At 40.0% G+C, this 11,666-nt stretch carries 9 protein-coding genes and 1 tRNA gene; 3 read left to right on the top strand and 7 right to left on the bottom strand.

Going from position 1 to position 11,666, the window contains the following annotated elements:
- Nucleotides 1-92 precede the first annotated feature (92 nt).
- From PLE34_RS13895 to PLE34_RS13905, 3 genes are read right to left on the bottom strand one after another with little or no spacing between them, the layout of a single operon-like run.
- A complete protein-coding gene (locus tag PLE34_RS13895) occupies nucleotides 93-3,863 on the bottom strand; it encodes a sensor histidine kinase (RefSeq protein ID WP_324557922.1) in 3,771 nt (1,256 codons plus the stop codon).
- Entirely contained in the window at nucleotides 3,860-4,636 is a 777-nt protein-coding gene (mazG, locus tag PLE34_RS13900; RefSeq protein ID WP_324557923.1) for a nucleoside triphosphate pyrophosphohydrolase, read from the bottom strand. Before mazG ends, PLE34_RS13895 begins: the two co-directional genes overlap by 4 nt.
- A gap of 9 nt (nucleotides 4,637-4,645) precedes the next feature.
- Entirely contained in the window at nucleotides 4,646-5,878 is a 1,233-nt protein-coding gene (locus PLE34_RS13905; RefSeq protein ID WP_324557925.1) for a DUF3667 domain-containing protein, read from the bottom strand.
- 39 nt (nucleotides 5,879-5,917) lie between these two features.
- Between PLE34_RS13905 and PLE34_RS13910 the strand changes: the two genes are divergently transcribed.
- Nucleotides 5,918-6,787, top strand: coding sequence for an RHS repeat domain-containing protein (locus PLE34_RS13910; RefSeq protein ID WP_324557927.1), 870 nt, complete (start codon nucleotides 5,918-5,920; stop codon nucleotides 6,785-6,787).
- 6 nt (nucleotides 6,788-6,793) lie between these two features.
- Here the strand turns inward: PLE34_RS13910 and PLE34_RS13915 are convergent, their stop codons facing one another.
- Complete coding sequence (locus PLE34_RS13915) at nucleotides 6,794-7,012, bottom strand: hypothetical protein (RefSeq protein WP_324557928.1); 219 nt, start codon at nucleotides 7,010-7,012, stop codon at nucleotides 6,794-6,796.
- Nucleotides 7,013-7,361: 349 nt separating this feature from the next.
- A complete protein-coding gene (locus PLE34_RS13920) occupies nucleotides 7,362-7,811 on the bottom strand; it encodes a putative endonuclease domain-containing protein (protein WP_324557930.1) in 450 nt (149 codons plus the stop codon).
- A gap of 196 nt (nucleotides 7,812-8,007) precedes the next feature.
- Here PLE34_RS13920 and PLE34_RS13925 point away from each other — a divergent pair, with 196 nt between their 5' ends.
- Nucleotides 8,008-8,856 carry a hypothetical protein gene (locus PLE34_RS13925; protein ID WP_324557932.1) on the top strand — a complete coding sequence of 283 codons (849 nt, stop codon included), beginning with the start codon at nucleotides 8,008-8,010 and terminating at the stop codon, nucleotides 8,854-8,856.
- Between the two features lie 505 nt (nucleotides 8,857-9,361).
- Here the strand turns inward: PLE34_RS13925 and PLE34_RS13930 are convergent.
- Nucleotides 9,362-10,741 (bottom strand): hypothetical protein, encoded by a 1,380-nt coding sequence (locus PLE34_RS13930; RefSeq protein WP_324557933.1) that lies wholly within the window; start codon nucleotides 10,739-10,741, stop codon nucleotides 9,362-9,364.
- 268 nt (nucleotides 10,742-11,009) lie between these two features.
- On the opposite strand from PLE34_RS13930, the gene PLE34_RS13935 reads away from it, so the two are divergent.
- Nucleotides 11,010-11,135, top strand: a complete 126-nt coding sequence (locus PLE34_RS13935; RefSeq protein WP_324557935.1) for a hypothetical protein — start codon at nucleotides 11,010-11,012, stop codon at nucleotides 11,133-11,135.
- A gap of 320 nt (nucleotides 11,136-11,455) precedes the next feature.
- Here the strand turns inward: PLE34_RS13935 and PLE34_RS13940 are convergent.
- A tRNA-Arg gene (locus PLE34_RS13940) sits at nucleotides 11,456-11,529 on the bottom strand.
- Between the last annotated feature and the right edge of the window lie 137 nt (nucleotides 11,530-11,666).

Below are 11,666 nucleotides of genomic sequence, written 5' to 3' on the forward strand. Positions count from 1 at the left end.
AGGGCTCATGTTACAAGGAACACCCCTGCAACCTGAAACCTGAAACCTGAACCCTGAAACCTTCAACCTGCAACCTCCACCCTGGCTCTCCATCACGATACCGTACCATTTTCATAAAGCGGTAATTCTACATAAAATGTAGTTCCTTTTCCTTCTTCCGTATCGAACCAGATGTTTCCGCGCGATTGTTCCACAATGCCTTTACATATGGCCAGTCCTAAACCCGTACCCGAAGTTTTTGTAGTAAAATTTGGAGTAAAAATATTAGGCAGCATGTTTTTGAGAATGCCCGGGCCATTGTCGCTGATGCTTATCCTTACATTACGTGTGTTCCTTTCTTCTTTTACCTTCACCGTAACATCACCGCTCTCTCCTTCAGGAATAGCCTCAATGGCGTTTTGCAGGAGATTGGTGAAAAGCCTGTTGATCTGGGTTTTATCGGCATCAATACATAAAGCATCATCGCCGGGCGCCCAGTGAATGGTTACGCTTTCCTGCACGTCATGCAGGTACACCAATGAATTTAAAAGCTTGTTAATGTCGAATACTTCGTTTTTAGCATTGCCGATATTAGCGAACTGCGAAAATTCGGAAGCTATCCTCGACAAATGATCAATTTGTTCTACAAGGGTTTGAGCCACATTAGATGACAATTCCTTGACGTTGGGGGCATTATTATAAATGGCTTTCTGCAAATATTGTATGCTCAGCTTCATGGGCGTAAGCGGGTTTTTAATTTCATGTGCTACCTGCCTTGCCATTTCCCGCCAGGCTCCTTCCCTTTCCGTTTTAGCCAGTGCCGCGGCGCTTTCTTCCAGCTTTTGAACCATTTTGTTGTACTCTTTTACCAACCCGCCAATTTCATCCCTCTTCTTCCAAACAATTTCTGCATTATGCTTACCCAGGTTCACATCTTTCATCATAGCACTGATAAGGGTGAAAGAACCGGTTATCCGGTTGGTGAGGAACAACGCAATGACGCCGGATAACAGGAAGATGAAGGCATTAAGGTTAATAATGGTAACCAGGAAGCTTGATATTTCCCGCTTCAGCCTGTTTTGGGAATTGAAATAAGGGATGTTGAGATAGCCAACTGCCTGCGTGTTTTCACCCATTACCGGCACGTAAATGCTGAGATAATTCATTTTACCGTATTGCTCCTCCTGCACATACTGGATCTTCTTTTGGCGGTTAAGATTATAGAACGCCAGCGGATCCATCATACGGCTTAATACACCTTTGTTATATACAAAAGGCTGGGAAGAAATCTGGAGCGAGCCATCGGAATTATAAAGATTAACATCCGCGTTATGCAATTGGGCCAAATCGGTTATTTGCTGCCGTACAGATTTTCCATAGGCTGAATCATATACCTGCATTACATCGTCCATGAGCCGGTGATCGCTGATCTTATTCTTTAAGGCAGCAGATATATCCTGTATGGACCGGCTCAGCTTATCGCGGTTGTTTTTATTATAGGAAGCCGTAAAAAATAAAATAGTGGCCGCTCCAACTACAATAAAAGAAAATACACTCACAAAAATTACGGTGCCGTATATCTGCGAACGGATATTAAAATCGGTGATCTCCCGCAGAGCCCGCCACCGGAAGCCCGACTGAATAATTATGCTTGCAATCTGGAACAGCGCTACCAGCAAAAGAAAGGAACAAAACAGGTAAGCAAAAAGTGTGATCGCTTCCATGATGAAGCTGCTCCTTCGCGTTATGATAATTACTTTATTGCCCGATTTATACCATAATTCGCTATACCCGTTAGTGAGCTTTTCAAAAAACTCCTGTTTGGGCAAATCATTTTCCGTTAAGCTGGTAGGAAAGCTATAATCATTAACATATACCTGCAAAGCGCCGCTGTCGTAAATAGCATAGGCATAGTCCGGCGCGTATTCAAATGAATAATCCTCCGCCTGCCGGAAGAGTTCAGGATACAATGCCTCGCTCCGGTAACGTTTAGGATTAGCCAGCATAAAAAAATAAGAGCGGATTTCCTGTGCGCTGTCCCTGATTTGCTTAAGGTAGATGTAGCTGAATTTATCAAACGCCGTTTCATAATAGCGCAAACCGGGTATTTTGGTGTTTTTACCCTGTACAGAATAAATGGTATTTAATTCATCAAAGGTTAACCGCTCGCCGTTTGGAATGGGTTTTTCCTCCGCATCATAAAAGAAAAGCTCTGTATCATATTTATTAAGATAGGGTGTAAAGTTGGCGTTGATCAGGCTGTCTTTAAATATTGCGCTCTGCACAGGATCATGCAGCCGCCAAAGATGGGTAAGAAAAAAATTATTACTGAAACTTTGTATAGCTATATTTAACAACCTTTCGCTGGAAGGGTCGGCCTGCATCACTAATTTTTCGGCCGTTCGCTTCCTTAACTCCAGCTCCTTTGTGCGGTTTTGAAAAATAATAATAGCAGCAATAGACGCAGAGAAAATAAACAGCCAGAAAAGCGCATTGGCCACCAGGAAATTATTTCTTTTTAACCCGAGCTCCACCTTGCTCATAAGATATACATACAACACAAGCCAAACGAGCATACATAATTCAAAAACCACGTACTGGCTGTTTACTCTTACACTCAAACCCAGTAATCCGATAACGGAAATGATGAGTATGGGGTTATAACGCGATTTGCGGTTTAATATATGAATGGCCTTTAAAACAGCCTGGGAAAAAATAAAATATCCCAGCGAAACACAGCATAATACGATAAAGCCAAATACACTGTATACTGTAAGGCTGAAAAAATTGGTAACATCGAAAGAAATCTGTGAATCGGCTACGAGGCTGCGTATTACATGACCGCCAGTAAGCGTGGCTATTATCATTACCAGCGACAGGCCTACTATTGCTACGCGGCGCCAGGTAATATTTTGGATCTGTAAACGTATATGCTGTTTGGAAAACTGGATCCTGGCAAACAGCACCAGCCAGAAAAAAAGGATGCTATTGATCAGCAGATCACCCAAAGAACGGGATATGATACTGGAGCCATATATTACCGGGTCAAACAATTCAAATTGCCGGAAGTTGGCAGGTATGGGGAAAAAATAACTTAATGCACGTAACCCAAGCATCAATATTACCATAAAAGACACACCGGTAACCGCTCCCGCCGATCTTGAAAGCGATATGGCCAGGTTATGAAAAAAGAAAAGCGTAAGCAGGGAACCCAGTATTCGCAGCAGCATGGTCAGCCAGTCGTTACTGTGATGCTCAACCAGTGATTTGGGCTGGAGATAAAAAAGCGTGGCGCCGTTTATACTTTGTACCGGATAGCTCGTTGGGGTAAATACAAGCGCATAATTTTCTTCTATATTGGCGTGATTAACAAAACCATTCTTCAGGTATTCACTCTCCAGCACATACTGCCTGCGAATGGGCAAAAGATATAACGCAATGATAGACTTACCCTGGTAACTGATCTTTTTTCTTATTACTTCATATTGACCATTAGACAGGGAGGCAATATACCGGAGCTGTTCCTTTTGAAGCAAATCATGCTCCGGTAAAACCGACTGTGTGTTCCAGAATAAAAGGTTATAGGTTCCGGGAACTTCCTCCTCATACAAAAAAACCTTATACTCCTGCTGCGTAATGTGTTGCACTTCCGCTTCGCTTTCACTTTTATTAAGGATCTTCCCCAGCAGTATGGTATCTCTTAAAAAGGAATCGAAATTCTGCTCATTACGCCAGATATATTTTTCTAAGGATTTTGTTACCCCGCCGGGTGAAGAAGTGTATGACCAGTAGTTGCTGAATATAAAAGAGATTGTAAACAGCCATGCCGCCCCGATAAGCAGGTAACCATTGTTATAAAAAATATCGCTCCAGAATTTTTTCAAGATCCGTTTTTTTGATGTTTAATCCGGTTCCAGATCGCATCCATTTCTTCAAGCGACAGCTCTGCCAGGTTTTTTCCCTTTGTTATCGCTTCCTTTTCCATACGGGTAAAGCGGGCTATGAATTTTTTATTCGTCCGTTCCAGCGCATTTTCAGCGTCAATATGCAAAAACCGTGCATAGTTAATAAGTGAAAATACCAGGTCGCCATATTCCTCTTCTATATTTTCGGTATTATTTTCGGCTATCGCTTCCTGCAGCTCTTTCATTTCCTCTTCCACCTTTTCCCAAACCTGCCCCCGGTTGTCCCATTCAAAGCCCACCTGCTTTGCCTTTTCCTGCAGGCGCATAGCCTTTACCGTTGCCGGAAGCGCGGCAGGCACGCCGCCCAGAACGGATTTTTTACCTTCTTTTAGCTTCAGGTTTTCCCAGTTGCGTTTTACGTCTTCTTCACTTTCCACCTTCACGTCCCCGTAAATATGAGGATGCCGGAAGATCAGCTTTTCACATACGCCATTAATTACATCTTCAATGGAAAACCGGTTTTGTTCAGTGGCTATTTTAGCATAAAAAACAATATGCAGCAAAAGATCTCCCAGCTCTTCTTTGATCTCCTTCCAGTTTTGCTCCGTTATGGCATCGGCCAGCTCATAGGTTTCTTCAATGGTAAGCGAACGCAGGGTTTGTATGGTTTGCTTTTTATCCCACGGACACTGTGTTCTCAGCTCATCCATGATCTTTACCAATCTCAAAAAGGCATTACCTGTTGTTTCCATATATCTTCTTTAAACCTTGTAAGCCGATATGATCAGAAAAACGATAACCAGTATGGTCATCACCGTAAAGGTCATCCAGCTCAATAAAAAATATTTGAGCAGCGTTTTGAACCTGCCCTGCCCGTAGAAATTCCGCATGGCCTTATACACGTAATACAACACGTATACCATCACCGCCACCTTTGCCAGGGAAAATATCCACCAGTGCAATTTTCCGCCAACAGCGTCCAGCATGTAGTACAGCAGCATGAGTACAAACAGGGCACAATAGGTATGAATAGCAAATATACCATGATCCACATAATAAAACTTTCCTCTTCTGATGTACAGCAGTTTTAAAGAAAATGCGAAAAAAGGAAGTGAAATAAACAGCATGGTGGGAAAAGAATGCTTGAACTTATCCATCAGTACCTGTAAAGCCTTTTCGCCGTTCTTTTGCTGTTCCTGGTACCAGTGCAGTATTTTTAATTTAACAGAACGTTCTATCAACCCGTCTTTTCTTCCTGCAGGCAATGCATCCTGCACCGCGGCGTAAGTAGCTTCGTTTTGGTACCATTGAATAGTGTAGTAGCCTGCGTCATGGGCTTCGTCTTTACCATGAAGACTATCGTTTTGTGCAGTTGCTTTTTTAATGGAATCCACTTTACTTATAATGTCGCCGGGAAGCGGCAATCCTGCTAAAACAGAATCCATTACCGGAATGTTAGTTTTATTGCTTTGCTTTGCTGCTGTTTCCTCTTTTTCCAACCTGCCGGTTAACACCTTTATATCATTTTCATATTGGGCTATCGTTTTGCCAACAGCATTTTTTAAAACCGTATCGCTTGTTTTTGCAAACATTTCATTCAGCCCTTTAAGGCCTTCCTTTTTGGTATTTAATGCTTCCTTCAATACCTCCGGCCCTTCTTTGCCTGTTTCCTTATGCCCGCTGATAAAAGAAAAATAGATCAGGAAAAAGAAAGCGGAAGTAAACACATACATTCGTATAGGATGCAAATGGCTTGCTCTCCTGCCTTTAACATATTCAGCGGTGAGGAACCCGGGCTTCAGTAAAAGATAGCGAACCGTAGTAAAAAACTTTCCGTCAAAATGGGTAATATCATAAAAAAAGTGGGTTACCAGGTGCCATGCAGATTCCCGGGGTTCAATATTTTCCTGTCCGCATATGCCGCAATACCTTTCCTGAACCGGCGCCCCGCAATTAAGACAGCTTTTTTCTTTTCTTTCCTTAAAATGAGACAAAGGACTTAAATTTTGATAAAAATAATACTTTTGCCAGCTATGAAGCATCACTTATTCCTGTTTCTCCGTCATCTTGCGCTGTTAAACACAGCCATCCTGTTCTTTCAGCAAAGCGTTGCGCAATATTATTACCACGATATTATATTAACCGCGCAAAACCAGCAGCAACAGCAGCTATACAAAAAGAACAGGATAATGCAGGTAAAGCTGCTCAGCTACGAGGCTAACGGGCAACCTTCGGAAAACTTTGTTGGTGAAGTAGCCCCCAATAGCAATTACACCCAAATCAGAACCTTTACTAAAACCGATCTTACTGGCACCTCATCGTTAACAGCGTTTTACAATGCTAACGGGCAATTATACCGTTCCACAGACAGCAGCAATGAATCGGTAAATACCTATGCGTACAGCTACGATACTGCGGGAAGGCTATTGGCTGCCGGCAATACTTCGGAAGGGTTTACCAGCAAAATACAGCAAAAAGAAACCCATGAATGGAAGTATAACAACGATGGATGTCCTGAAACGATGTTTCGTATTAAAAACAGCACCGACACCACCATTGTAAAGTTTGTTTGCGACAGCCGGGGAAATGTAACAGAAGAAGAAAGCTGGTGGCATAATGTTTCAAAAGAGAAAATATATTACTATTATGATACACTTAACCGTTTAACGGATGTGGTACGGTACCATACCAGGCTTGCCAGGCTGTTACCCGATTATATGTTTGAATATAATGACAAAGGACAGCTTGCCCAAATGATCGCGGTGCAGCAGGGAGGAAGCGATTACATTGTGTGGCGGTATGAATACGCGGAAAACGGGTTAAAAACGAGAGAGCTTTGCCTGGATAAACAAAGAAGACTGGCAGGCAAAATGGAATACCAGTATATATCAAGGAATAAATAAAAGATATTACACAACATACCATTTGCTTTCCGCATCTTTTGCATAAGATAAGCCGTTGCTCATAACATGTATTTCCCTGCCGGAGTCGGCATCTGTATAGGTTTGCTTTTCATACACCCTTACGCCGTTGTTTTCCCGCGTAAGGTACAGGATCAGCGCGTGAATACCCGGTCCCACATCGTGCAGCCATTGTTCATCATTTTCTCTTACAAATGCGGAGCTCATAAAAAAGATTTAATAAAAGGTACGATTTTTTTCAGTGGTTATTTAAATGCAAAACCTGTTTTGGCTACTAATATTGGACCAACTGGTAAGAGAAAATATAAAAGCTGAGCTGTGGTTCGATTAAAAGTTTGATTTTCCGAACACTTTGAGCCGCTCCGTGTTTCATTTCAACTCAACCATTGTTTTTTCCTTCGATGCTATTGCCAAGATAAAGCCCTTCTGCCAGGGTAGCCAGTTGTTGTTTGGAGAGATTGCGCGAAGCGCCACATTCTACCATCCATTTTTACCAGCAAGAACGTGTTTTTATTTTCCTAAGCCAAACGTTTTAATTTCTGTTTAGCTAAAAACTTTATCCGGCTTTTCTTTGACGAAACCGGATAATTCCTGAAAGTTCATCTCGGGTTTGACTCAAATTTTGGTCAATAAGAGCATTAGGAATGCGAATGGTAATGAATTCGTTCTGAAGAGAATAGATTGTCCTTTTTAAATCTGTTAATGCCTGTTCGTAAATATGGTGGTGCTGCCCATCTACTTCAATATGTAGGTTCACCTCATCTACTGCAATATCCACCTTTTTGAAACCATCAGATTTTTCCAGTTCGGCAGAAATGCCGTTCTCCTTCAATGCAAGATACAACGCAAATGCCTGCTCCGATACAAAGTGCACCTTCTCCTTTAATAAACTATAACAAGAAGCGCATAACCTGTACCCAAATAGCCTGTCAGATTCGAAAAATGCCCCAGCCGGCATTTCGGAAAAACAATGCCTGCAACAGAGCGCAAGTCCGAGATATTGCATTATTATTTATTTGATACTGATAACGCAACCTTTCTAAACATTAGTGCCACTACTGAGTTACCCAATGTCAATAAAATTGTATGCGATGATAGCAAACGGCTTGGGAGTAAAGAGTTTTTATTTGGGATTTGCAGTACCCGAAATTCCGCAAAATACAAACACAAGCAATATCGTTCTTATAGTAAACTTTTAAGCAATGAGCTTAACATCCTACTTAAACAGTCCGAAGCACCAGGAATTAAGAAATCAGTTTAAATCGTATTTTCCAAGACCTGCATTTCACTATGAAATGCCTTTACTTGTTCCGCCACTAACTAAAAATTATGGTGTAATAGGTACAGCCTATGACTACCTTTTCCGTTTTACGATTGAACACCATAATAAAAGAGAAAAAATTGAAACTGCTAAATGGATAGCGGATATTGCTTTTCGCGGAATAGCCGGGGTATATTGTGAAAATGCCGAAAAACGAAAAATACTTAATGATAGGTTCCAAAGTGTAAAAATCAATTATGGGGCATATATAAAAAATGGACGATTAAATAAGCAGATTCTGTCTGATTTGCTTTTTTTAGCAAAATTGGATTTGTTTTTTCGTATAGGATATGTTGCTCCAGATTTATTGCAGGAGGATGAACAGGATATTAAAGATTTGAAAGCACTTTATTCTTTGATAAATCAGAACGATTTTAAGGTCCGCAATAAATGCTACTTAAACCCTACTTTCGGAAAAGGGTCAATGTTAGTAGGAGGAGCGGATGCTGATGTTATTTTGGATGACACCCTCATTGACATAAAAGTTACCAAGCATTTAAAATTAGAACGAGACTACCTCAATCAAATTTTGGGTTATTATATTCTCGCTTTAATTGGCGGCATAAATTCAAAGCCGGAAAAAAAACAAATTAAAAATGTGGGGATTTATTTTGCGCGACATGGTTTGTTATGGAAGGCGCCTATTTCAGAATTTGCAACGCCTAAAAAAATAAGTGAATTTAAAAATTGGTTTTTGAACTATTTTAATAACATGAAGCAGTTTGGGTAACTACAAAAGCCTAACCAGAGATATCCCCCAATAAAGTAAAAAAAGCCTGTGCCAGGAAAAAAGGTTTGAATACATAAACTGTATTCCTTAAATTTTATTAAGAGTTAATATTTTACTGATTTTTCAAAACAATAATGCCCTTTAAACCATGAACTGGAAAATAATTGTAGGAATACTTTTGATTTTTGGAGCACTGCAAGAAATGGCATCTGTAATAAAGTTGAATACGATGCAAAGCGCTATGGGAAATTATAGAACAAAAATAACAAACATAATATTGAGTTCATAGTGGCCGTACTGCGGGAGGCGATAGTTAGTTCGCTGATGCTATTACGACTCTGACCGGGGTGAAGGGTTGAAGGGTCTCAGCGTATCCTGCTCATGTGCATCGCTTTATGCCATGCGATGAAGCGTTTAGAGATTCAACATCAGAATAAAAACTGCTAAAAATATCAATCAGCGGAATTTTCAATGGATACACGGAGAAGAAGTGCGCCGCATCGTATTATCCGGAAATTAACCGGTTTACAATCACTGCGATAAAAAAAACACCGACAACGTACTCAATGATTATACCAACTGCAAGTATATACGGTTTGAAATGTAATTTATCTATATCTAATTTTAAGCCCCAAAAAATGAACCCGGTAAATAAGAAAATATTACCGAATGAATAAAACTTGAAAAGGGTTCGTTTCCATAGGGTACTGGGACTATTTAAAGAGTTTTCGTAATCTTTGAAGTGAGAAATTGGGTATGTGTGTTCTAAAAGCTGTTTTCGGACGATAAAGTTAAAAATGGTAAAAAAAATCCAAAAGAAAGTCGGTACGTATAATAGGCGGAGCTTATGATAACCATACCCCCAAAGATATTTAAAAATAAGATTTTCAAAAATTTGGCCTTTTCTCAATAATACATACTCTTGCATTTCTGAGTCTACCTTCTCCTCTCCATCCGTGTATCCATATTTCCTTTGCACTGCAAGAATTTGTTTATAGTTGTTTAATATCGTGGCGGGTGGCAATCGATAATTCCCATTGGTGTCGCCCTTATCCAGCAGAAAATACTCGTAATTAAAATTAAAATCTTCTGGATTTGTCTGATAAAAACTGATCATGGTAGTTCGATCAACTGGTAATAAACTTTCATTCAAATCTATTGGTTTTGCAGGATCTTCAATTCTTACATTATTAAAAAAGATTACTTTGGGAGACTCGCTTTTATTATACGTAAGATTCAAAATGGCATCTTTCACAATTAGAGTATCAATTTGACAATGGTTTTCAAGTTTTAGTTGTACTTTTCCAGTAGAGTTAAATGATAGACGCCTTACGACTTGTTCGGACATATCACACAAAAAGTCTATTTTCCCATGGCTTATAAAAGACATCTTACCAAACTCATTCTTTGACAAGGCTCTGAAACTCACTGGTTGATCGCTTTCTGGAGCACTAAAATTAAATTCTTGTGCCTTAACTTGTGCGGCCTCGATTGTAAATCCTGTATCGGAGACAGAAATTTCCTGTCCCAAATCAATATCATCATTTTGTGGGCCAAATTCAGCCACTGTTGTTGCTTTATTCCATGCATATAGTGAATCAGATTTAACACCCTCTGGTATTATTTGATAATACTTACTCTTCCCCCCGACATACAATCCACCAGAATCCCTAAATATAATTGCTTGGTTTGGGGATAGTTTGGCTTGGTTTGGGGAACCAAAAGGATCCACGAATAACGGCGGAAGTATTGGATTTTTTAGAGTTAGAAAATAAGTTTTTACATCTTTCTTAACATCAATAAACAGATGATAATATTTGTCATTCTGTGAAATTCCAAGGAGGCTGCAAAGAGTAAAAATGAGGGTTAAGAAAAGTTTTATCACCGTTAAAATATTAGGGGTTAAAGTTCTAGCATAATAAATTTATATAATCTTTTTAAAAAAAATCTGATTATAAAGACTTCGTCCAGGGTTATTTTTTGCAATGTCTGCCAAGCTAAAATGCCTTTGATGTGTTTTTGCGTGATGTTCTTGTAACTTAGGTAAGATTAATGTTCCTAATTTGGTCATTTAGACTTGGATGTTAACTATTCAGTGTCATAACTCTTGAATCCCTTCCCTATAAACAGCGCTACAGGGTAAAAGCATTGGTATGCTGCATCTGAGTACAGGTTGCCGCTACTTTTATTACAATGGCATGGCAGACATGCGCAAAGGTGCTTATAGCCTGAGTGGTTTAGTAGGTAACCAAATGAACCAGGATGTACTGAGTGGATGATTTCAGCAATAAGCAACAAAGGACATTTGCATTTCATGATAATAGCTGTGCTATCAGATCATACATGAGAAGAACTATTACTATTCTCCTTTAAAAGAATGGAGAACTTTTGAAAGAACAAATATTTCCATTTCCTCCTTGGAATGAATTAAATCAAGGCCGTGTAACCCCGTAGTGCTCTACCATTATTTCGTAGTACCTGCCATCCAGTTTGGGGTAGATGAAGAATTTCATGATAATATTTTTATCCCCCACCCCCACCCCCAATAAAAAAACCGGCGTTTAACCGGTTGAAAATCAATGCAATTTTTGTAAAAATGTGACCCCGTCAGGATTCAAACCTGAAACCTTCTGATCCGTAGTCAGATACTCTATTCAGTTGAGCTACGGGGCCAATTATTTTCAGACCATTAATAACTGATCTTTTTAAACCTTCTGATCCGTAGTCAGATACTCCCTGCCTGCCGGCAGGCAGGTATTCAGTTGAGCTACGGGGCCAATTATTTTCAGACCATTAATAACTGATCTTTT

Origin of the sequence: Agriterribacter sp. (assembly GCF_035445465.1) — a bacterium.
Classification (GTDB): domain Bacteria; phylum Bacteroidota; class Bacteroidia; order Chitinophagales; family Chitinophagaceae; genus Agriterribacter.